Genomic DNA, 22,143 nt, shown 5'->3' on the forward strand with positions numbered 1-22,143 from the left:
TACCATGTTTCCTGACCTTCAACCATTAGTCGCCCCGCGTTCCGTTGCTGTTGTGGGTGCCTCCACGGACGCATCCAAGGGCCCGGGGCGGATCATTCCGCTCCTTGAGGCTTCCGGCTTCGACGGACGCATCTACCCGGTAAATCCCAAGTATGGCGAGGTCAACGGCCGGACGTGTTATCCCACCGTCTTGGACGTGCCCGAGCAAGTGGATCTGGTGGTGATCATGGTTCCCGCCGCCGCGGCTCTTGAGGCAACTCGCCAGAGCGGTCAGACAGGTGCGAAGTTCGCCGTCATTATGTCGTCCGGTTTCGGCGAGGTGGGCGGCCACGGGCTCGTGATGCAAGAGCAGCTGTCTCAGATAAGCCTCCAAACGGGGATGCGGATCTACGGCCCCAACTGTCCTGGTCTCCTGGTGATCAAGGAGAAGCGCGCCATCTCCTTTTCCCCGCGCCTGGCACTAGAAGATTGGCATCCGGGGCGCGTGGGACTGATCACGCAAGGCGGTGCGATGGGTCGTGCGGTGATCGACGCTATGGAGGCGCACGGCTCACCCGGCTTGAACTACTGGTTCTCACCAGGAAACGAGGCGGACCTCGGAGCGGCCGACTTCCTCGGTTGGCTGGCCCAGGACGAGGGCACAGACATGATCCTGCTCATCCTCGAAAGTTTCCGAGATGGTGATCGCTTCCTGGAGGCAGCACGCATTGCGCGGCGCGCTGGAAAACCGGTGGTCGTCCTCAAGATAGGTCGTTCTGAGGCGGGGGTGCGAGCCACCGCGACGCACACAGCTGCTCTCGCCGGCGCGGACCGCGTAGTTGATGCCGCCCTGGATCAGTGCGGCGCCATCAGGGTCAACGATGTGGACGAGTTGGTGGACTTGGCCCGTATCGTGGAGCGATACGGGGTTCGCGGCGTCGCCAATATCGGTGTGTGCAGTTTGTCGGGCGGCTCGGCGGCCCTATTAGCCGACATGTGCGGCGTCCACGGACTCTCCGTGGCGCCTCCGACGGAGGACACCGTCGAGCAGTTGCGCGCCCTTCTTCCGCCGCTTGCCGCCGTGGGAAACCCGATCGATCTGACCACCGAGATCTTCCGCCAGCCCGAACTCGTCGGTGAGGCCCTCCGCTCATTCCTCGGCGACGCCCAGATAGACGCGGCCCTGATGCCCTTTCCGTACCACCTCGGGGCGATCAACGACGTGATGGCGCAAGAACTCCTGAGTGTCGCCGCGGAGTTTCCTGCGAAGCCTGTAGTTGCCGTCGGGATGTCTGAGCGCGTCCTGCAGAGCGATGCGGCAGCAGTGTTGCGTCAGGCCCGCGTGCCGTTCATACCGTCTCCAAGCAAGGCCGTGCTCGCCCTCGACCGCTACACAGCACTCTCCCGCATCGTGGGCGCCTCCCAATCGACCGTACCGCCTCCAGTGCCTGACGGGGCTCGTGAGCGGTCGACGGTATTAATGACCGAGCTGAGTGGCACTCTGACAGAGCAGCAAAGCGAACAGATCCTTCGTTGCTACGGGATGAGTTTCGCACGAAGTGAAATCGCCCAGACCTTTGAAGCGGCTCTAGAAGCGGCTCGTACGATCGGTTATCCGGTCGTCCTGAAGGCAGCTGGCGCGGGGATCGCTCATAAGAGCGACGCCGGCCTCGTTCGGGTCAACATCACCGATTCGGATGCCTTGATGACGGCTTTTGACGAAGTTTCCAGCCAGTACCGTCGCATCACCGGAAGCGAAGACACGTCCGTGAAGATCGCCGAGTACGTCGTGGACGGTCTGGAAACGCTCTGTGGCGTCACAATCGACCCCTCGTTTGGTCCTGTGGTCACCTTTGGATTGGGAGGTGTCTATGCCGAGATCCTCGACGACGTGGCGATGCGTGTGTGTCCAGTGTCGCAAGAGGAGGCCCGGAAGCTGATATCAGAGTCCAAGGCATCTCCCATACTTCAGGGCGCAAGAGGTGGCCCGGAGTTGGACGTCGAGGGTCTGTCCTCAACCCTGAGCCGACTCAGCCAATTCGCGCACGACTGGGCAGATCGGCTTGTGGGGGTCGACGTGAACCCGCTGAAAGTTCAAGCTGCCCAGGTCGTCGGACTAGATGCCCTGATCGTGTTGCACGACAATGAAAGGAATGACCGACATGGGTAAGTACTACGAGGATCTGTCAGTTGGCGATCGCTTTATCACTCCCGCGCGAACCATCGGCGAATACGATGTGGCGGCGTTTGCGGGATTGTCGGGCGATTTCAATCCTGTCCATACTGATCGGGAGTTTGCCGCCTCCACCACATTCGGAGAGCCCATCGCCCACGGAGCCTTGGGCCTGTCCGTCGCTACGGGCCTCATTTCGCGGACGGGACTTTTCGACGGCACTGCAGTGGCGTTCCTGGGAATCGACGAGTGGCGGTTCTCCGGACCCATCCTGTTTGGCGACACCATCCACGTATCGTTCGAAATCAGCGCGATGCGTGAAACATCCAACCCCGGAACCGGCATCATCACTCGTGCCGTCCAAATCATCAATCAACGTGGGGAGGTCGTCCAGTCCGGTGCTATGACGGTGATGCTGCGGCGACGTCCCGAATCGACTGAGGTCTAGGAGAGACATGGTGCAGCTTACCGACAAGACATGCCTGATCACGGGCGCCGGCAACGGGCTCGGTTTCGAATATGCGAAGTCGATGTCGCGGTTGGGCGCAACGGTCATCGTGAATGATCTGGGCGGCAGCCCAGACGGGACCGGGGCAGACGAGTCCACCGCACAGAGGGCCGTCAGGGAGATCGCCGCGACCGGCGGTTCGGCCCTGGCCAACATGGCCGATGTGACCGACGTCGACCAGGCAGAAGCGATGATCGACGAAGCGTTCGCGCAGACAGGCCACTTGGATGTGCTTGTCTGCAACGCAGGTGTCCTGCGCGACAAGATGCTATTCAACATGTCCGTCGAGGACTGGGACGTGGTGCAGCGAGTGCACCTACGGGGGCACTTTCTCCCGCTGCATTTCGCTGCAAAGCGGTGGCGCGAGAACGCGAAGAAGACCGGCCAGGCCAAGCCCGCGAGCGTCATTCTGACGACGTCCCGCTCCGGTTTGTACTCCAGCGCGGGACAACTGAACTACGCAGCGGCCAAGGCTGGAATCGCTTCGATGGCAATCGTTGCGGCACGTGAACTGGAGCGCTACGGGGTCCGTACGAATGCAATCGCACCAATGGCGGCGACCCGTATGACCGAAGGTTCGTTCGGAGAAATCACGTCGACGCGCTGGAGCCCTGCCAATGTGGCACCGATGGTCTCGTTCCTGGCCAGTGATGACTCCGCCGGCGTCAACGGGCAGGTCTTCATCGTGGGCGGTGGTCGAGTCGAATGGATGCGCACTTGGGCACCTCAGGGGAACCTCGACAGCCAGCACGAGCCACTGACAGTGGACGCCATAGTTGCGGCACGCGACGAACTCTTCGGAGGCCGGTCGACCCAACCGGCCGACTTCCCGACTGCAACCTGGACCTGACCCTATCAAGCCCCCGAAAGGTTTCTCATGGCAAGACCTCGTAAACCCATCGATTCTGCAATGGGGTGGAGCACCAGCGATGCGATCACCGTCCGGGGGAAGGACCTACCGTCCGAACTACTTGGGCACGTGAATTTCGGAGACATGGCGTTCCTCGAAGTGATGGGGCGCCTACCGGACGATCATGAGTCGGCGGTCTTCAACTCTCTCTTGGTGACATTGGTCGAGCATGGCATGACGCCAAGTGCAATCGCGGCCCGGCTCACCTACCTCGGGGCGCCAGAGTCGATCCAAGGGGCAGTCGCGGCCGGCATCCTGGGCGTGGGCAGCGTCTTCGTAGGCACGACCGAAGGTGCTGCCCGCACACTGACGGCACACATCACGAGGGAATCCGATCCAACAGAGGTCCCCGAGATCGCGGCGAAGGTGGTCAGCGAAGCTCGACGGTCAGGCAAGCCAATTGCAGGGATCGGTCATCCAGTGCACAAACCGGTCGACCCGCGCGTACCACGGCTGTTCGCCATTGCCGAGGAGCACGGCTTGCGGGGGAACTACGTCGCTCTCATGGAGGCCATCGGCGTGGAGGCAAGCAACCAGTATGAGCGAGTACTTCCGGTGAATGCGACCGGCGCGATCGGCGCTCTGCTGTGTGAGCTGGGATTCGATATCCGGGTAGCGAGAGGCCTGGGTGCTATGGCCCGGGCGGTAGGACTCGTCGGTCATATCGCGGAGGAGATGGACAAACCAATGGCTCTCGAACTGTGGTATCGAGTCGAGGACGAGGTCGTCGAACGCCACGTGGGGACAGAATCATGACTGTTCCAGGTGAACTCGACCCGCTGCCCGATGATGCCTCCATACTCCAACTCACGGGCGTCAGCAAGCGTTTTGGTGGGCTCAAGGCGCTGGACGACGTGAGTTTCAGCATCAAAAGGGGGGAGATCGCCGCTCTCATCGGTCCCAACGGTGCGGGCAAGACGACCATGTTCAACGTCATCACCGGTTTCACCCGCCCCGAAGCCGGAACCATTGTCTTCGATGGGGACGATGTGACGAGGCTCGCCCCTCATACCTTGGCCGCGCGTGGACTCGCCCGGAGTTTCCAGACCGCGAAGATGTTCCCGAGCATGACGGTTCACGAGATTCTCATGACCGCAGCGATGCTTCGCGAGGGTCGGAAAGAGGCGAGCGCACGAGCAGACGACGTGCTTGATGAACTGGCTATCACGACAAAGGCGCACCGGCGTCCAGACGAACTGTCGCTCCCCGACCGGCAGATGGTGGAGCTCGGAAAATGCCTTGCACTGCAGCCGAAGTTGATTCTCTTGGACGAGATCATGGGCGGGCTGAACCGCATGGAGAGTGATGTTCCGGTAGCAGCCATCCGGAAGCTCGCCGACCGCGGCATCACGTTTCTCATGGTCGAGCATGTGATGCCGATTGTCATGTCGCTGGCCCAGCACATCGTCGTCCTTGACTTCGGTCGGCAGATAGCGGCGGGCACCCCTGCTGAAGTCGCGGCCAACCCAGCCGTCCAGCGGTCCTACCTGGGGGGTGCGGCATGACGATCCTTCAGGTCAACGATGTGGCATGTGGGTACGGCGACCAAGACGTCGTCACGGGCGTGACTCTCAACGTGGATGGGACGGACTTCTCCTGCATTCTTGGATCAAACAACGCCGGAAAGAGCACCCTGATCAACTGCATCAGTGGTTTGGTTCCCGCTCGTGGGGGAGCAATCGTGTTCCAGGATGAAGACATCACCGGCCTTGCGCCGTTCCAACGCGTGCGCCGAGGGCTTGTGCAGGTGCCAGAGGGACGCCAGTTGTTCCCGGAGATGACTGTTCTGGAGAACGTCATCATGGGCGGCAATGGGGACAGCCGCTCCCGCGCCTACGACAGAGCCCTGCTGGACGACGTTTATGATCTGTTTCCTCGCATCAAAGAGCGGTCCCAACAACGTGCGGGTTCGCTTTCCGGCGGCGAGCAGCAGATGGTGGCCATTGCCCGTGCACTGATGAGCCGGCCGACCCTGTTGATGCTTGACGAGCCCTCGCTCGGACTTGCGCCCCTGATGGTTGAGGCGATCTTCAACGCGCTCTCCTCGCTCAATGGCGCCGGCGTTCCCATCCTTCTTGTCGAACAGAATCTGCATATGTCTTTGAAACATGCGAGATATGCGTACGTGCTTGAACGCGGTTCAATCGTCATTCAAGGCACATCGGATGAACTGTCCGACAACGACGACGCTCGTCGCGCCTACCTAGGGCTTTAGAAAGGAAGCACCGTGCAACTCTTCGTCGACGCATGCGTTCAAGGGATCATGATTGGCGCAGTTTTCGCGCTCATCGCTCTCGGTCTGGCCGTGATACAAGCTGTCAGCGGAGTGCTCAACTTCGCGCATGGGCACCTCGTGGTGCTCGCGATGTACCTGGCTGTCATCGCAAAGGATGTCGCAGGGCTTGACCCTTACGTCTCGTTCTTCTTGATCGTCCCGGTGATGTTCGTGGTCGGAATGGCACTCTATCTTCTTATTTTTCGTCGCCTCACCGGCAGCCATGTGTTGACCGCAATCCAAGCAACGTTGGGCTTGGTCTTCCTCATCGAGGGCCTGCTGCTTATCACCCAGGGCGGGCAGTTCAAGCGAATTGAGACTGCTATCGACGCCAAAGCAATGTCCCTCGGACCCGTGCACGTGGAGGCGAAGGAATTCATTGCTTTTGCTGTTGCTCTGGCGGCTAGTGCCGTGCTTTTTTACACGCTCAGCCGCACGGGATATGGTCGTAGCATCAGGGCGGTGCTGCAAAACCCTCGAGGAGCGCAGTTGGTTGCGGTCAACATCAATCGTGTCCGGTTAGTCACCTTCGGTCTTGGCGTCGCCCTCGCTGGTGCCGCAGGGGTGTTGCTTGTTCCGGGCTCGTCGGTTCATCCGTCGCAAGGACTCGGGTATACGGTGTTTGCCATCTTGGCATACTTTATCGGGGGCCCGGGCAATCTTTTGGGCACCTTTTTCGCAGCTCTGCTGTTGGGTCTCTCAGAAAGCCTGGGAGCGATATATCTCCCGGACGCGTATGGTTTTATTCTGCCCTACATCATCGTTGTCGTGGTCATCCTGCTACGACCCCAAGGTCTGTTCGGTCAGAAGGGCATGGCTCGATGAACACAAAATTTCGTGCGATCGGTTTCATCCTCGTCGTGGTCGCGGTGCTTGGCAGCACGCCGGCGTGGCTCGGCCCCTACTATTTGAGCATCGTCACGGCCACGCTGTTCTTTGTCGCGCTCACCTCGGCATGGAACATCGTCGGAGGAATGACCGGGCAATTTTCCCTCGGTCACAGTCTCTTCGTTGCTCTTGGCGGCACCGGCGTTGCCAGTCTCGTTGCCTTGCACGGCTGGAATCCGTGGGCTTCTTTGCTCACGGCGGCGGTAGGTTCTGCCATCGTCGCGATTGGCATCTCGCTTCTGATGTTCCGCACCGTTCTGCCTCACCTTTCTTTCGCGATGGTTACCTTGGCCCTGGCGGAGGTCGGTCTGTTGCTCGTCATCTCAACCGATGCCTTAGGTGCCGCGTCTGGAGTTGTGTGGGCGCGAGATGACGGGTTCGGCCTGGACAGCCCTGAGGCAAGCCTCTGGGCCGCGCTGGGCGCGTCCGTTGTGGTAGTTGCCATCTCGTGGCTTTTGCTCCGGTCGCGTCTTGGTTACTACTTCCGGGCTACGCGTGACGACGAGGATGCGGCCGCGGCCATCGGTGTGAACCTTTTCCGCATCAAGACGATCGCGCTGGTCATCAGCGCAGTCCTCACCTCCCTTGTTGCCTCCCTATACGCCAACTACTTGGTGTTCGTCGACCCTTATCAGTTCGCTTCACCGGTTCTGAGCATCAGCATCATCCTCTATGCCGTCGTGGGAGGGTTGGGAACCGTGCGCGGACCGGTACTTGGTGCAGGTCTGCTGTTCCCCTTGGCGGAAATCCTCCGAGGCGAGTTCGGGGAGCTTGCTGGACTCCACCTCGTCGTTTTCGGGGTGGTCATCGTCGTAGTTGTCTTGTATGCACCTACGGGGCTCTCGGGACTTATTGAACGATTTCAACCAGGAAGGCCCCCATCCCAACCAGTAAACGCGCGCCCTCAGAACGAGTCGTCTCAGCCCACTCACACCCTGGAGAAAGAATGAACAACACTTCGGTAAGCAAAAGGATCGCTCTCCTCGCGTCCCTCAGTGCCATGACTCTCGCTGCTGCGTGCGGTGGGGGAGAGGGCGAAGGAGGAGGCACGGACTCGATCAAGATCGGAGCCATCCAACCTCTCACTGGGGCGTTGGCGGCGTATGGCGAGGAGTCTCAGGCGGGCTTCGAATACATCGTGGACCAGATCAATGAGTCTGGTGGCATTGAGTGCATGGATGGCGCGACGATCGACGTCGAAGTAGCTGATGAAGCCAGTGACCCGGGCAAGGCGGCAACGGAAGCCCGCAGGCTCGCTGGCCAAGAGGGTGTCTCGCTCATTGTGGGTTCGCTACTCAGTTCTCAGATGGCCTCGGTGTCTCCAGTTGCTGACCAGTTCCAGATTCCTGTGCTGTCGCTGTTCGGGGGAGGTACCAACAGCGAGTACCTCTACACGATGGGCCTGCCCTACAAGGAAGGGTACGGCGAAACCATGACGAAGTTCATCGATGAGATCAATCAGAAGTACGACGCGGGCATCCAGACCGCCGCATTGACCAGTTCGAACTATGAAGCCGGGCAACAGGTCGACAACGGTCTCGAGGAGCTCCTGCCCGAGATCGGTGTCGAGGTGGTCGGCAGGGTGCCCGTGGAGACAGGGGGCAAGGACTACAAGCCGGCCGTTACCAAGCTCAACGCATTGAACCCGGACGTCGTCTTGGGACTGGTGACGACTGAGGACGGTGTGACGCTTCATCAGGCGAGGGGTGCCACGGACTCCCAACTGCTCTTCGTCGGCGGTACGGGCGGCTACGCAGACCCGTATGTCTGGGAGAGCCTCGGGGACGCCACCGCCAAGAAGGTCCTTGCGAACAACACGTTTGCGATGGCCAGCTTCAGCGCCGGCGCGAAGTCTGAGCAGCTCCAGAGTTTCCTGACAGAAGTGGGGGAGGCGGATCTCGACGTCACGATCGGACAGAACTTCGTTCAGGGCGCGCAAGCTGCTTGGGTGGTGAAGAATCTTCTGGAGTCGGCATGTGAGGATGACCCCCAGGCGATCTACGAGGCCTTCCAAGACGTTGAGATCGCTGCTGACTCGGACGAGCTGTACCTCCCGAAGAGCGAGGGCTTGCAGTTCGACGAGGAGACTCGCTTTATGAGGGACACGACGGCACTGATCGTCGAGTGGAACGAGGATGGAACTCAGGACGTCGTCTTCCCCCCCGAATTCGCGACTCGGGAGCCGGGAGTCGACAAGTGAGTAAGCCCCGATGATCGACGCGGGTGGCGACGACACGCAGACCTCCGAGACCTACACCTGTATCAGGGTCGAGGATCATGGCGCCGTTCGCGCCGTGATCCTCGACAGGCCCCACGTTCGGAACAGTCTCGACCTGGTCATCCGAAAAGAGCTTGCCGGTGCGCTTGCAGCGGCGGCCCGGGATCCGGCGGTGAGGGCTATCGTGCTCGCAGGGTCCGGAAAGGTGTTCTGTGCGGGCGGCGATATACCGAGCCTGACGACGGAGCGAGATGACTCCCGCACGCGGTTGCAGCTCATGGGTGACGTGACACGATCGATCCTGGAGTCCGAAACCCCTGTCGTCGCTGCGGTCCAAGGCGGCGCGTGGGGTGCCGGACTGGCGCTGGCATGTGCCTGCGATCTCGTGGTGGCCGGTCAATCGGCACGCTTCGTCGCATCGTTCGGCCGTTATGGGCTCATCGGTGACACGGGGATCTTTTTCACTCTCCAGCGTCGAGTCACGACTGCCCGGGCGCGGGAGATCTTGCTTCTCAACGCAGATCTGTCCGCCGAGCAGGCAGCGCAGGAGGGAATTGCGACCGTCGTGGTTCCAGACAGCGAGGTGTGGGATGAGGCGATCCGGCTGGCACGGCGGCTGGCTGAAGCGGCTCCACACGCGAACGCCTGGACGAAGCGACTTATCGGCCGACGGGACGGCGACTTCGAGTCGGTGCTGGCCGCGGAGATCGATGGCCAGTTGGAGTTGCTCGGTTCGCCTGCCTTCGCGGAAGGTCAGCGGGCGTTCCTGGAGAAGCGGGCGCCGCACTGGTGGGACGACGACCAAGTTGCAGGAGGACGACTATGAGTGGGCCGCTGACGGGGCTTCGGGTGTTGGAGCTGGGCGGTAAAGGGCCGGTTCCATTTTGCGGGATGGTTCTTGGAGACCTTGGCGCCGAGGTCATTCGGATCGACCGGGCCGGTGAGCACGTGAACCCGGTGTTGAACCGAGGTCGGCGCTCGATACAAATTGACTTGAAGTCATCGTCCGGAGTTGACGCCACCTTGCGACTGGCCAGCACGTGCGATGTGGTGCTGGAGGGCTTTCGTCCCGGCGTCATCGAGAGGCTGGGCATCGGGCCCGGAGTCATGCTCGAGCGGCGGCCGCAGCTCGTGGTGGGTCGCATGACCGGCTGGGGCCAGGACGGCCCGTGGGCGGGATCGCCTGGGCACGACATCAACTACATAGCTCAAACGGGCGTGCTCCACTCCATCGGTGAGGCCGGTGGGCCCCCGGTGATACCTCTCAACCTCGTCGCGGACATGGGAGGAGGCGGGATGCTGCTGGTTGCGGGCGTGCTGGCTGGCGTGATCGAGTCTCGGATTAGCGGCAAGGGACAAGTGGTGGACGCGGCCATGGTAGATGGCTCGGCGATCTTGATGGCGATGATGTACGGCTTCCTCGCTGACGGGTCCTGGCAGGACCAGCGCGGCGTCAACCGTCTGGACGGGGGTCGACCCTGGTATGCCGTCTACGCATGCGCCGATGGGTACATCGCCGTAGGTTGTATCGAGACGCAGTTCTGGGTCGACTTCGTTGAGCAGATGGCGCTGTCCGAGGATCCCGATTTCGCCGATCAGCACGACAGTCGGGCCTGGCCTGCCATGCAGCGAAAGCTCAGTGCCCTCTTCGCTGAACACAACCGAGCTGAATGGGAGCGACGTTTCCCGTCCGGGCGTGCCTGTGTCACACCCGTACTCTCGATGGTGGAGGCCACACAAAGTCCGCATAATCTGGCGCGATCGGTTTTTGCTCAGGCGCCCGGGGGAGGAGTCTGGCCGCAGCCAGCACCGCGGTTCTCACGTACCCCTCCAGCATCCCCTACTCAAGCCCGTAAGGCGGGCCAAGACACAATAGAGGTTCTTCTTGAATCAGGTTTCGGTCGCGACGAGATCGACCAACTCATGGGCCATGTCTCCTGAAGCATGGGTGGCCGTCACTGCGAAGCCGTTCGTCTGCGTGGATGACACACATGGACGGACTCTATCGCGATGAGTGAGGTGCAGGGCCGGTTCGGGAGGCCGGGCGAAAGTCGTTACCGGGTGCTTACGCAAATCCTTCGCGAAAGTATCTATTCCGGCGAGTTCGAGGACCAGCCGTTGCCGACGGAGGTGAGTCTTGCCGAGAAGTACGGTCTCAGTCGACAGACGGTCCGCCGAGCCTTTCAAGAGTTGGTAGGGGAGGGTCTGGTCTATCGGGTCCGCGGCAGAGGTACTTTCGTACGACCTCGTACAACGCGCTATAACCGACCGTTTGGGTCGGTCGACGAACTCCTCCTACTGCAAATTGATACCCAATTCGAACTAACCGATCCGCTGAGTCGTATCTATAATACCGAAATCGCCTCCCGGCTGCAGCAAGAGTTTCCCGATGTGTGGACGCTCAGCTTTCGACGTATCCACCAAGGTAAAACCTTCTGTCGGACAACCGTTTATCTCCCCATGCGTATTGGCAGTGCACTCGCGGACGCTCCTGAGCTGACCGATCCGGACTGCAATACCCAGACGACGGTGATCAGCCTGATCCAAACTCACGGTGTCGACATCGCGGAGGCGGACCAACTGATAACAGCGATGGCAGCGAACGAGGCGCTTGGCGCAACTCTAGGATGTCCGCTGGGAGCGCCCCTACTGCACATCGAACGGACCTACTTCGACCTTCGCGGGGGAGCCGTCGAACTCGCCATCAGCGACTTTCTGCCAGCCTACTACCAGCACCGCACTCGGCTTGGAGGTCGGGCAAATCCTGTCCTTGCCGTGGATCCCGATCGCCCGGGCGAATTGATCCGGGACGGAGATACTTCCATTCGTCGAGCGGATGACGCGCGAGACCAAGTTCGGTCAGACCGATAGGAGCACGAACCAGGTCCTGGCGGGGCCGCGGGCCTGGAACTGCTTCACGATCGGGACGATGGGGAGACTCTCTGCCTTGTTTCCCTCATAGCAGCCCATCTCGAGGGGAAGCCGCGCCGGTCGACCAGCAGCCCGACCACGATCTGAGCGTCGACGCGACGCTCGTTGGAGTAGCCGACCTTGCGCAGGTCATCTTCCTTCGCGGCCTCGAAGTAGAGCGTGGTCACGTCGTAGAGGACCAGTCTGACATCTCTGCACTTCCCCCGGTTTGCTTCAGGCCATGGGGACTCACGCCAGTCCACTGCGTTCCTCGGGACTAATCGCCGTTAGGGACAGCGGTCACGCTCGCGCTCCGTCGGACGCCATGCCCCGATGAGGCGCGCCGGACGATTCGAGCCGCGTCCTCAGAGTTGGCCGAGCGAACGACCGCCGTCCATGGTCAGGGATGCACCTGTCACGTAGGACGCGTAGTCACTGAGGAGGAACGTGGCCGCGTGCGCCACCTCCTCGGTGGTGCCCAGGCGCCGCAGCGGGATGGCCGCCGCCGGGTCCCGTCCTTCGCCGGTGGAGGAGGCGTGCAGCGCCTGCATCCCGGCGGTCCCGTCGGTGGTGCCCGGGACGAGCACGTTGATCCGGATGCCGTGGGGACCCCAGGCGGCCGCGAGCGAGCGCGTCATCGTGGCCACGCCCGCCTTGGCGCTCGCCGAGTGGACCGTGTCCGGCCCGCCCCGGCTGGCCATCGTCGACCCCAGGTTCAGGATCGACCCCGGGGAGTCACGCGCGATCAGGTGCTGACCCACGAGCTGGGTGCAGTGCCAAGTCCCGTGCAGGACGATCTGCACGACCGCGTCCCACGCGTTGGGGGACATGTCCTCCGGGGCCACCCGGAAGTTGCCGGCGGCGCTGTTGACGAGGTGGTCAACCCGCCCGTGCTCGGCCACCACCAGCCCCACGGCTCGCGCGACGGCGTCCCGGTCCCGTACGTCAACGGCACAGGCATGCGCCCGCCCACCGCCGGCCCGGATCGCCGCGACCGTCTCGTCGAGCTTGGCCGCCGTGCGGCCGAGCACCACCACCGTCGCCCCGAGCCGGGCCAGCTCCGCTGCGATCGCCCGGCCGATGCCGGAACCACCCCCGGTCACCATCGCCACGCGCCCCTCGAACGTCCCCGCGGGCAGCACGTCAGGCCCCCGGGAAGGCCGGCGACCGCCGCTCGAGGAAGGCCGCACGCCCCTCGGCGAAGTCGGCTCCTGCGAGCAGCTGGACCTGGACTCGCTCTTCCGAGTCGAGCACGGCGTCGAGGGACTGGTCTGTCTGCGCGAGAATCTGCTTCACGCCAGCCGTGGTTGCTGGCGAGCCCGCCGCGAGGTCTGCCGCAAGCGCCAGTGCACGATCCACGGCGTCGCCGTCATCGACGACGACATCGAGGAGCCCTATGCGCTCGCCCTCCTCGGCTGTCACGGCGCGGGCCGTGAGCATGAGCTCACGAGCGCGGCCTGCCCCCACCCGCCTGGGGAGCAGATAGAACAGTCCGCTGTCTGGGACGAGGCCGATCTTCACGAATGAGGCCGCGAACCGCGCCGACCGTCCCGCCACGACCAGGTCGCCGGCGCAAGCGAGGGAGAGACCGCCGCCGAAGGCGCCACCCTCGACAGCCACCACGATTGGCGTACCGCCGGTGACCATAGCGCGCGCAATGTCATTCATCAGCCCCAACCGCCGGTGGGCAACCTCGGGATCAGGTGACATGGAGCGAATGTCGCCCCCCGCGGAGAATATCTCACCGGCGCCGGTCAGAACGACGGCGCGGACGGCAGGGTCGGCCTCTGCGGACGTGAGCTCCTCGAGCAGCAGTTCCCGGTCGGGCAGGTCGAGGGCGTTGCGGCGGTCGGGCCGGTTGAGCCGCAGCAGCCGCACGGTTCCGTGCTCCTCGCGCAGCACAGCTCGTTGGTGCGGGCTCGGCTCGGTCACTTTCCGGCCCCTCGCACCAGCAGCTTGGCGATAATCACCCTTTGCACCTCGCTGGTGCCCTCGTAGAGTCGAAAGAGCCGCGCGTCACGGTAGAAGCGCTCCACCGGGACCGACCGCATGTAGCCGAGACCGCCGTGGACCTGCACCGCTCGGTCGGCGACGCGGTCGACCATCTCGGAACAGAACAACTTGCAGCTTGAGGGCGCCAGACGCTGGTCGGTCCCGTCGTCGTAGGCGCGGGCGGCCTCGAGGACCATCGCGCGGCCGGCGTACATCTCGGTGTGGGAGTCGGCGAGCATCGCCTGCACGAGCTGGAACTCCGCGATGGGGTGGCCCCCCTGCTTGCTTGCGGACGCGTGCGTCACACTCTCGTGCAATAGCCGCTGGGCGAGCCCGACACAGAGCGCCGCGATGTGCAGCCGCCCCTTGGCCAGCGAGCGCATCGCTGCCCCGAAGCCCTCTCCCTCGACGCCGCCGACCAGGTCCTCGGGAGAGACCTTGACGTCGTCGAAGAAGACTTCGGCGGTGACGGCGCCCCTCTGGCCCATCTTGGCGTCCTTGGGCCCGATGGTCACGCCCTCCGACGTGGCGTCCACGGCGAAGACCGAGATGCCCTTCGTGCCCTCGGTGGACTCGTCGGTGCGTGCGAAGACCATGAACAGGTCGGCGTCGGGGGCGTTGGTGATGAACCGCTTCTGCCCGTTGAGCACGTAGTGGTCGCCGGTGCGGATCGCCTTCGTGCGCAGGCCGCTGGGGTCGGACCCGGCCTCTGACTCGGTGAGGGCGAACGAGGCCACCAGCTCACCGGAGGCGAGCCGGGGAAGGAAGCGGTGCTTCTGCTCCTCGGTACCGAAGTTCACCAGCACCTGACCGGCGATTCCGTTGTTGGTGCCGAACATCGAGCGGAACGACGGCGTCGTCCAGCCGAGCTCAATGGCGAGACGCACCTCCTCGGTCATGGTGAAGCCCAGGCCGCCGTACTCCTCAGGGATGGCGTAGCCGAACAGGCCCATCTCGGCGGCCTGCTTCTTGAGCCGCTCCGGGATTCGGTCGGTCTCCTCGATCTCGTCCTCGGCGGGCACCACCTCACGGCGGATGAAGGCGCGGACAGGTTCGAGGATGGCCTCGAAATCTTCGTTCTCCATGCGTCGGTCTCCTGATCTGGGGCTTGGACTGGGCTGGTGGCTATGGAGCGGGGTCGACGGGCTCGGATGGCCGGCCCGATGCTGCCTGGGCAGGCCGTCCTGCGACGCCGTCGAGGCAAAGCCGATCGATGTCGCCGGGCGAGTAACCAAGCTCACCTAAGACACCGTCGGTGTGCTCGCCGAGGTCGGGGACCGCACCCATGGCGAGCTCGACGTCCTGGAAGGTCATCGGCGGCAGGATCGCGCGGACGGGGCCGGCCGGCGTGTCGACCTCGCGCCAGCGGTCACGCGCGCTGAGCTGCGGATGGTCGATGAGCCCCCGCATGTCGTTGAGCTGGGCGGCAGGCACTCCAGCAGCGGCGAGACGGTCGTCGAGCTCAGCGGTGGTCCAGGCGCGGGTCTCGTCGGCCACCAATTGGTCGCAGGCAGCGCGGTTGGCGACCCGGAGCACGTTGGTGCGGAACGACGGATCGTGGACGAGGTCGGGGCGCTTGAGAACCTCACCAATCAAACGCTGCCAGCCGCGGTCGTTCTGGACGCCGATAAGAATTTGCCCGTCCCGGGTCGGGAAAGCGTTGTACGGCGCGATGGAAGCGTGGCTCAGGCCCATGCGCGGAATCTGCCGCCCTGCGTACATCTGCACATACATCGGATGGCCGAGCCATTCTGCGGTGGCGTCGAACATGGAGACGTCGACCGTCGCACCTTCTCCGGTGCGTTCACGGCGGAAAAGCGCGGCGAGCACGGAGTTGGTGGCGTAGAGACCTGCGGCGATGTCGGCGCTGGGCACGCCAGTCTTGGTGGCGGTGTCCGGGGTGCCGGTGACCGAGATGAGGCCAGACTCGGCCTGAATGAGCATGTCGTAGGCCTTGCGATCGCGCCGGGGACCCTCTGTGCCGTAGCCGGAGATGTTGACCATCACCAGGCGCGGGTCGGCCGCTCGAAGGGTCTCAGCATCGAGGCCGAGCCGAGTGGCCGCGCCGGGTGCGGAGTTCTGCACAAAGACGTCCGCCTTGGCGATCAGGGCCCGTGCCGCGGCCCGCCCCTCCTCGCTCTTGAGGTCGAGGGCGATCGACTCCTTGCCGCGGTTGAGCCACACGAAGTGGGAGGCAAGTCCGTGCACCGCGTCGTCGTAGTTGCGCGCAAAGTCGCCCTCGCCGAGCCGCTCGATCTTGATGACGCGAGCACCGAGGTCGGCGAGATGGCGGGTGGCCAGCGGCGCGGCCACCGCCTGCTCGAGCGCGACCACGATGACGTCGGCAAGAGGCAGCGCAGAAGGTGTGCCAGCGGTCATGGCCTCCAAGATGTCCGAAGGATTGTGCGAAGTCCAATACTCAATTGCTAGGCCATTTTTGCAGCTTAGGTACATAATGTGCCATGGATCTCCACCAGCTCGACGCGTTCCTCGCGGTCGCCGAGGAGCTGCACTTCGGTCGCGCTGCCGAGCGTCTCCACATGGCGCAACCGCCGCTGAGTCGCACCATCAAGCAGCTCGAACGGGACCTCGGGTCCCAACTGTTCGAGCGGACTACGCGCAGCGTTCGGTTGACCTCCGCGGGGGAGGCGCTAGTCGGACCGGCTCGCGAGGTGTTCGAGGGATGCCGCACCGCGCGCTCGGCGGTCCGTGCCGCTGGGGTCGGGGAGACCGGACGCGTGCGGCTGGGGTTCGCCGGCCCGTCGTCCTACCTATGGATCGGAAAGCTCGTCCGCTTGATCCGGGAGCGGCAGCCCGGCATTGAACTCAACCTGCAGAGCGTGACATACGCATACGAGGCGCTGCGCTTGGTGTTCGAAGGTTCGATGGACCTCGCGATCGTGCGCTGGGAAGTGGAGCCACCTGGGATCGCCTCCCGGGTGGTTGCTGCCGAGCACTACGTCCTCGTCGTCCAGGAGGGCCACCGGCTCAGCGACCGCGACGAGGTCAGCATGGCCGACTGCCGCGACGAGCAGTTCGTGGCGCTGCCCGCCGATCCTGGCTCGAGTGTGCGCGACGCGTTCATCCGGGCCTGCTACCAAGCGGACTTTGCCCCCAACATCGTGCAGGTGGCTCCCGACTCCTGGACGGTGATGGCGCTCGTGGCGGCCGGCGTCGGCATCACGTTCAGCATCGACACGGCCGTCGCCAACGTGCCAGCGGAGGGCATCGCTGTGGTCCGCCTCGTCGAGGGTCGCGATCCGTCGTACACCCGGCTGGCGTGGCGGGTGCACGACAACAGCCCCGCGTTGCGCGAGGTGCTCCGAGCCTCCGAGTTGGCGCTCCCCCGTCCGGTCATCTAGGCCAACCGTATGAGGCCGAGCTGGCTGGCGGAGACCACGTGACGGCCCTCGCGGTCGAAGATCTCCCCGGTGCCGAGCGTGCGGCCGTGTGAGACCGCCCGGATCCGACAGTCGAACTGGTGCCAGTCCGTGAGGTCTGGGTGGTGGTGCCACGTCAGGGTGTGAGTGAGACTGAGGATCTGGCTGCCCTCGGCGTGCCGACGTGACCCGAGGGCGCGGAACACGCCCTCGAGAAGACTCATGTCAGAGATGTAGGCGACGACAGCGGCGCGAACGACCTCGTCGTCGGGAACGGGGGCGGTGGCGCGCACCCAGACGGTCTGGTGGTCCTGGCGGGGTTCAACAACCTCAAGGTACGGCGGTGCCGTAGTGTGCCGAAACGCGACTGGTCGCTCCATGCGCCACCACGGCGGCACTCTCTCGTCGTCGGCGAAGCGATCGGCGAGTTCAGGGAGCTCTTCGGGCGCGGGTGCCGGGAGTGGCCGGACCGGAAGATGCACGGGCATGTCCTCCCGCACCGTCCCCCATCGCGACACGGCGGTGAACAGCTCGGTCCCGTTGTCGGACACGAGGCTGGTGCGTCGCGTGGACAGGGACCGGGCGTCAGACAGTCGCTCGACCCGCCACCGGAGCGGTGCGCCCGTGGGGACACCGGCCAGGAAGTCGGCCTGAAGACTGAGTGCACGGTGGCTCCTCGGGACCGTCCGCCCGGCCGCGACCACGGCCTGAGCGAGTTGCAAGCCGCCGAATACCCGGTCCTTGGGCTGTGACTGGGACCGACCCACGAAGACGTCCCCAGCGCCGTCGGTCGGCCCCGCCTCAAGCGCGAGTAGATGGAGGAGTTCATGCAGAGTCAAGGCGGCGCGCTTCTCTTGGCGTTGTGACGTCGATCCGCACATGACAGCTCCTTGATGTTGCTTCGCTGGCATCGTAGTCGCGATTCTTCCGTTTGCCCGGGCTCGTGGACCGTATTGATGCGTCTCTGATAACAATCGGGTGAACATAAAGTATTGGATGCGTGCGCCGGTTCTCGACACAATGACGTGCAACGTGAGCCTGGTGCCCGGTCACGAAAGCCACAGGGAGACGCGATGACGAAGGTTGACTCTGTTGGCAGCCGTGGTCACCGCTTCCGATGCGCTCGCTTCGACGAGGGCGCCCGAGTCCGGCCAATCAGTTCAGACACGACCGTCGGCGCACTGGAGCTGTGGCGCGAGGCTCCGGCACAGCACGCGCGAACGAGCCACGGGTCCGTCTTCGCCCCAGAAGACGCTCTCGCCTGCGAGGAGCGGCGCACAGGCCGGTGCGCGCCCGCGCAGCCGTCGGGGCCTCGCTGGTCCGTGGACCAGGCGGCTTCACGGTGAACACGCGGCGTGATGTGTTCCGCCGTTCCAGCAGCGTCCATGAGCTCCAGCTGGCACGGGTCCACCGCGGGGTGGGCATCGAGGACGGTGATGGAGCACACCGGATGGCCCCCAGCAGCCGTCAAACTTTGACCCAGCACCCGCGTCCAGCCCATAAGCACGTACGCCTGCTGCCCGAGAAGATTGACATCGTCCGGCTGCACCGGTGGTGACAGTCTCGAGTCTGGTCGGACCGTGAGGCAACCTGGACAGATCGCCTATGTCGTGCTGCTCGCCAGCACGACGCTGGGCACACTGTCGAGTACGCTCATCATCTCGCCTATCAACATGATCGCCGAAGACCTCGGCGTTTCCGCGCGTCAGATCGTCTTCGCGGTGAGCGCGTTCACCCTCGCGATGGTGATGTTCGCTCCGCTTGCCGGCTGGCTCTCCGAGCGCCTCGGTGCCCGGACCTTTCTGATCTCGTCGCTCGCGCTCATGGTGCTCGCCGGCCTGGGCGCCGCGCTGAGCCCCAACCTGTGGGTGCTCGTCGCTATGCGGGCACTCCAGGGTGTTGCGTGCTCGGCCATCCCACCGGCGGTACAGCAGACGCTGGGCGCGTTCTGGACCGGTCAACGCGCGCGGGTGATGGCCGCTTGGGCATCTGCCATCGGTGTGGGGCAGGCGCTCGGCCCGCCGCTCGGGGGGTTCGTCGCCGACCTGACCGGCTGGCGCGGCGTCTTCGTGACGCATGCCATGCTCAGTGCGCTGCTCGCCACGCTGTTGTACCTCAAGGTGCCGGCCGCTCCGCGTGGACGGCCTCCCATGCACGTCTCGGGCATGCTCACGCTGGTCATCGGCGTGGGCGGCATGGTCGCCGCGCTGACCTGGGCCGGCCAGGGTGGCGCCGCCGCCGTGGCGGGTGCGCTCGGTGGCGCGGGCGCCGGTGCGCTCTTCCTGCACGCGCGGCTGGCCCGACGCAGCCCTCGAGCCCTGGTCGAGCCGCGGCTGCTCATCGAGGCGCGCTACCTGCGGAGCACTGCGGCAGCCACGACCGTGATGGCCTGCCTCGGGGTGATGATGGTGGCAACCCCGCTCCGCCTCGGTCAGGAGTACGCCATGTCCCCGAGTCAGATCGGCCTCGTGACTCTGGCTCTGGCCGCCTCGATGGCGCTGTCGGCGCCGCTGTCCCCCCGGGCTGGTGAGCGGATCACTGCGCGGCGGGTGCTGCACCTTGGCCTCGCCGGACTTTTGATTGGTCCGATCACGATGGCTCTTGTCCTTTCGGCAGCGCCGGGCCAGTCGGAGGCCGTGGCCGGTACGGTCCTGCTGCTGATTTTCATCGGCGCTGCGATCGGGGCGGTGCAGGCTATCGCCGGACTCGGCGTCATGCGTTCGGAAGCCTCCGGGCACGGCAGTGCTCTTGGCATCCACAACATGATGCGGTTCTCAGGCCTCGCGATGGGCTACGCCTGGGTGGCGCTGACCTACCCGAGCGGTCACCTCGTGCTGGTGTACGGCGGCCCCGCCGTGCTCGCGGGCAGCACGCTCGCCCTTGTCATGGCGGGTCCGCCGCCCCCGCCGATGCCTGGGGACGAGGTGAGGCTGGCATGAGCGCCACGATCCTGCCAGGAACGCCCTCAACTGCTCTTGCCGCGTGGGTCTGGCAGGTCGGCGTGGTCGATGAGCAACTCGCCGATGTAGTTGATGTGTTCCTCCATTGCGGTGCGCACAACTTGCGGAGCCCGGTTCCGAAGCCCATCGAGGATCGCGAGGTGGTCGCGCGCGGACGCATCGGGCCAGCCACCGACACAGTGGTATTCGTGGGGCTGGACCAGCTCGGCGCCGAGGTGATCCGCGTGGAGCGACTTGGCGGTGAGGCTGGCCGTGGCCGTTGGCCACTCGCGGCCAACGGCGCGAGCCTCTACTGGACCGGCCTCAACCGGGGCAAGCGCGCCGTCGAGGTCGACGTAGCCCGTCCGGAGGGACGGGCTCTCGTTGCCGACCTCGTGGTGGAGGGAGGTCCCGGAGGCGGCATTCTGGTCAGCAACACCGAGTGCTGGCCAGACCTCGGGTTCGAAGCACTCCGCGCGCGACGAAAGGATCTCGTCCACGTGCAGCTGACTGGCTTGCGCACCGGCGGCACCGCCGTGGACTACACCGTGCAGGCGCGCACCGGCTTCCCGCTCGTCACCGGCCCCGAAGGCTCTGAGGCTCCGGTCAACACCGTGCTCCCAGCTTGGGATGTTGCGGCAGGGCTCTACCTGGCGACCGGTCTGCTCGCCGCCGAGCGGCATCGCACGGCCACCGGGGAGGGTCAACAGGTCCGGGTCGCGCTGGAGGGCGTCGCTCTGGCGCTCGCCGGCAACTTGGGCTACCTCATGGCGTCGGCATCGCTGAGCCCGTTCTCGGCCATGCGGCACGGCGGTGGGGTCGGCCTTCGGACTGGACCCGCGGGTGATGCTCGAGGTCATCAACGGCTCCACCGGGCGCAACCACGCGACCGAGGTCAAGATGGAGAAGTTCGTGCTGTCCCGCGCCTTCGACTCGGGATTCAGCCTCCCGCTCGTGGTCAAGGACCTGCGGACAGCACTGGACCTCGCCCACGCGACCGGCACGCCGATGTCGCGGCGTACGTCGAGAGCCGGTCGCGGACCGAGCAGCTGAGCAGCCCCACCACGAGCACACGGAACCACCCTCATCCCCAACCCCAAACCCAAACCCACAGGAGACCCACATGGCGACGGAAGACGAGAAGCAGGCGTACATCGACGAGATGGCGAGGTTGCGCGGGTACGTCTTCGACTACCACAAGATCATGGCGCGTCACGACTTCGATGTGCTGCAGACGACCAATGGTCTGGTAGGTGCCGCCTACCTCGAGCCGAGGACGCTGGACCGCAGGACGAAGGAGCTGACTTCATCGTGAGCCTGACGGTGATGTGGGCGTCGAAGGGGCACATCCAGAGCCACATCCGGGTGGCGCTCGACCTGGGCGTGAGTGCGAAGGACATCCTGGAGGCGATCGAGATCTCGCTCCCGGAGGCGGGCATCGTCGCGTTCCAGACCGGCTTCGACGCGTGGTGCGAGGTCGTCGGCGCCGAGGGCATCGAGCCGTCGGTGGCCGTGCACGAGGGCGGGTCCGGTGGCGCCTGAGCTGGGTGACCCCGATGACGACGCGCAGCTGCGCGCCGTCGCGGAGGCCCAGCCCCCCTTTGCCCAGTTCGTGGGCATGCGCCTGGTCAGCTTCCGACGCGACGAGGTGGTGGGAGAGCTCCACCTCGCCCCGGAGCTCGGCAACCGCAACGGAGTCCTGCACGGTGGGGTGATCATGGCCTTCGCCGACAACCTCGGCGGGACGGCGGCGAGCCTCAACCTGCCCGCGGGCACCCGCACGACGACCCTGGAGAGCAAGACCAACTTCCTCCGGGCGATCCCGCTGGGTCAGACCCTGCGGGGGGTGTGCGCCCCGTTGCACCGGGGCCGGCGTACGTCGGTGTGGCAGACGACGGTGAGCGACGAGACCGGCCGGACGACCGCCGTCGTCACGCAGACCCAGCTCGTGGTCCAGCCGGACCCGTGAGA

General features: G+C 64.6%; 23 protein-coding genes and 2 pseudogenes. 19 read left to right on the plus strand and 6 right to left on the minus strand.

Annotated features, from left to right (window positions below; all coding sequences use genetic code 11):
- The first annotated feature begins 4 nt into the window (after nt 1-4).
- The 12 genes from CF8_RS19255 (at nt 5) to CF8_RS21690 (ending at nt 11,822) form a co-directional block, all read left to right on the plus strand.
- Complete coding sequence (locus CF8_RS19255) at nt 5-2,149, plus strand: acetate--CoA ligase family protein (RefSeq protein ID WP_156887278.1); 2,145 nt, start codon at nt 5-7, stop codon at nt 2,147-2,149.
- Nucleotides 2,133-2,600, plus strand: coding sequence for a MaoC/PaaZ C-terminal domain-containing protein (locus CF8_RS19260; RefSeq protein WP_232211536.1), 468 nt, complete (start codon nt 2,133-2,135; stop codon nt 2,598-2,600). The genes CF8_RS19255 and CF8_RS19260 overlap by 17 nt, the downstream gene beginning before the upstream one ends.
- A 7-nt stretch (nt 2,601-2,607) precedes the next feature.
- A complete protein-coding gene (locus CF8_RS19265) occupies nt 2,608-3,510 on the plus strand; it encodes an SDR family NAD(P)-dependent oxidoreductase (protein WP_084622951.1) in 903 nt (300 codons plus the stop codon).
- 27 nt (nt 3,511-3,537) lie between these two features.
- Nucleotides 3,538-4,326 (plus strand): citryl-CoA lyase, encoded by a 789-nt coding sequence (locus CF8_RS19270; RefSeq protein ID WP_036491531.1) that lies wholly within the window; start codon nt 3,538-3,540, stop codon nt 4,324-4,326.
- Nucleotides 4,323-5,075 (plus strand): ABC transporter ATP-binding protein, encoded by a 753-nt coding sequence (locus CF8_RS19275; protein WP_010834770.1) that lies wholly within the window; start codon nt 4,323-4,325, stop codon nt 5,073-5,075. Before CF8_RS19270 ends, CF8_RS19275 begins: the two co-directional genes overlap by 4 nt.
- A complete protein-coding gene (locus tag CF8_RS19280; protein WP_010834771.1) occupies nt 5,072-5,785 on the plus strand; it encodes an ABC transporter ATP-binding protein in 714 nt (237 codons plus the stop codon). The genes CF8_RS19275 and CF8_RS19280 overlap by 4 nt, the downstream gene beginning before the upstream one ends.
- A 12-nt stretch (nt 5,786-5,797) precedes the next feature.
- Entirely contained in the window at nt 5,798-6,670 is an 873-nt protein-coding gene (locus CF8_RS19285) for a branched-chain amino acid ABC transporter permease (RefSeq protein ID WP_036491533.1), read from the plus strand.
- Nucleotides 6,667-7,683 carry a branched-chain amino acid ABC transporter permease gene (locus CF8_RS19290; protein ID WP_051204276.1) on the plus strand — a complete coding sequence of 339 codons (1,017 nt, stop codon included), beginning with the start codon at nt 6,667-6,669 and terminating at the stop codon, nt 7,681-7,683. The genes CF8_RS19285 and CF8_RS19290 overlap by 4 nt, the downstream gene beginning before the upstream one ends.
- The gene (locus tag CF8_RS19295; protein WP_084622952.1) at nt 7,680-8,933 is read left to right on the plus strand and encodes an ABC transporter substrate-binding protein; all 1,254 of its coding nucleotides are present in this window, start codon (nt 7,680-7,682) and stop codon (nt 8,931-8,933) included. Before CF8_RS19290 ends, CF8_RS19295 begins: the two co-directional genes overlap by 4 nt.
- A 10-nt stretch (nt 8,934-8,943) precedes the next feature.
- A complete protein-coding gene (locus CF8_RS19300; protein ID WP_051204277.1) occupies nt 8,944-9,777 on the plus strand; it encodes an enoyl-CoA hydratase/isomerase family protein in 834 nt (277 codons plus the stop codon).
- Nucleotides 9,774-10,892: a CaiB/BaiF CoA transferase family protein gene (locus CF8_RS19305; RefSeq protein WP_036491535.1), complete on the plus strand. Its 1,119-nt coding sequence runs from the start codon at nt 9,774-9,776 to the stop codon at nt 10,890-10,892. The genes CF8_RS19300 and CF8_RS19305 overlap by 4 nt, the downstream gene beginning before the upstream one ends.
- A 69-nt stretch (nt 10,893-10,961) precedes the next feature.
- The gene (locus CF8_RS21690; RefSeq protein ID WP_084622953.1) at nt 10,962-11,822 is read left to right on the plus strand and encodes a GntR family transcriptional regulator; all 861 of its coding nucleotides are present in this window, start codon (nt 10,962-10,964) and stop codon (nt 11,820-11,822) included.
- A 27-nt stretch (nt 11,823-11,849) separates the two neighbouring features.
- Here the strand turns inward: CF8_RS21690 and CF8_RS21695 are convergent.
- From CF8_RS21695 to CF8_RS19325, 5 genes and pseudogenes are all read right to left on the minus strand, one after another.
- Nucleotides 11,850-12,064 (minus strand): annotated as a pseudogene (locus tag CF8_RS21695) (IS1634 family transposase); the annotation flags it as partial.
- 162 nt (nt 12,065-12,226) lie between these two features.
- Nucleotides 12,227-13,003, minus strand: a complete 777-nt coding sequence (locus tag CF8_RS19310; RefSeq protein WP_036491536.1) for an SDR family oxidoreductase — start codon at nt 13,001-13,003, stop codon at nt 12,227-12,229.
- 1 nt (nt 13,004) lies between these two features.
- Nucleotides 13,005-13,763, minus strand: coding sequence for an enoyl-CoA hydratase/isomerase family protein (locus CF8_RS19315; protein WP_036491539.1), 759 nt, complete (start codon nt 13,761-13,763; stop codon nt 13,005-13,007).
- Between the two features lie 26 nt (nt 13,764-13,789).
- Complete coding sequence (locus tag CF8_RS19320) at nt 13,790-14,938, minus strand: acyl-CoA dehydrogenase family protein (protein WP_010834776.1); 1,149 nt, start codon at nt 14,936-14,938, stop codon at nt 13,790-13,792.
- Between the two features lie 40 nt (nt 14,939-14,978).
- Nucleotides 14,979-16,232 (minus strand): CaiB/BaiF CoA transferase family protein, encoded by a 1,254-nt coding sequence (locus tag CF8_RS19325; RefSeq protein ID WP_010834777.1) that lies wholly within the window; start codon nt 16,230-16,232, stop codon nt 14,979-14,981.
- Nucleotides 16,233-16,315: 83 nt separating this feature from the next.
- Between CF8_RS19325 and CF8_RS19330 the strand changes: the two genes are divergently transcribed.
- On the plus strand, nt 16,316-17,215 hold the full coding sequence (locus tag CF8_RS19330) for a LysR substrate-binding domain-containing protein (protein WP_010834778.1): 900 nt from the start codon (nt 16,316-16,318) through the stop codon (nt 17,213-17,215).
- Here CF8_RS19330 and CF8_RS19335 read toward each other — a convergent pair.
- Nucleotides 17,212-18,114, minus strand: coding sequence for an acyl-CoA thioesterase (locus CF8_RS19335; RefSeq protein ID WP_051204278.1), 903 nt, complete (start codon nt 18,112-18,114; stop codon nt 17,212-17,214). The genes CF8_RS19330 and CF8_RS19335 overlap by 4 nt on opposite strands.
- Before the next feature lie 699 nt (nt 18,115-18,813).
- On the opposite strand from CF8_RS19335, the gene CF8_RS19340 reads away from it, so the two are divergent.
- From CF8_RS19340 to CF8_RS19360, 6 genes and pseudogenes are all read left to right on the plus strand, one after another.
- A complete protein-coding gene (locus CF8_RS19340; RefSeq protein ID WP_156887279.1) occupies nt 18,814-20,172 on the plus strand; it encodes an MFS transporter in 1,359 nt (452 codons plus the stop codon).
- Nucleotides 20,169-20,867: pseudogene (locus CF8_RS21700) on the plus strand (CoA transferase); the annotation flags it as partial. The gene CF8_RS19340 and the pseudogene CF8_RS21700, both read left to right, overlap by 4 nt.
- 151 nt (nt 20,868-21,018) lie before the next feature.
- Nucleotides 21,019-21,225 carry an NAD-binding protein gene (locus CF8_RS19350; RefSeq protein WP_084623174.1) on the plus strand — a complete coding sequence of 69 codons (207 nt, stop codon included), beginning with the start codon at nt 21,019-21,021 and terminating at the stop codon, nt 21,223-21,225.
- Nucleotides 21,226-21,295: 70 nt separating this feature from the next.
- Complete coding sequence (locus tag CF8_RS22710; protein ID WP_198016893.1) at nt 21,296-21,487, plus strand: hypothetical protein; 192 nt, start codon at nt 21,296-21,298, stop codon at nt 21,485-21,487.
- A complete protein-coding gene (locus tag CF8_RS22715) occupies nt 21,484-21,714 on the plus strand; it encodes a 4-carboxymuconolactone decarboxylase domain protein (protein WP_010834783.1) in 231 nt (76 codons plus the stop codon). Before CF8_RS22710 ends, CF8_RS22715 begins: the two co-directional genes overlap by 4 nt.
- Complete coding sequence (locus tag CF8_RS19360) at nt 21,704-22,141, plus strand: PaaI family thioesterase (RefSeq protein ID WP_010834784.1); 438 nt, start codon at nt 21,704-21,706, stop codon at nt 22,139-22,141. The genes CF8_RS22715 and CF8_RS19360 overlap by 11 nt, the downstream gene beginning before the upstream one ends.
- Nucleotides 22,142-22,143: the final 2 nt, after the last annotated feature.

The sequence above is a fragment of the Nocardioides sp. CF8 genome, assembly GCF_000389985.1.
GTDB lineage: Bacteria > Actinomycetota > Actinomycetes > Propionibacteriales > Nocardioidaceae > Nocardioides > Nocardioides allogilvus.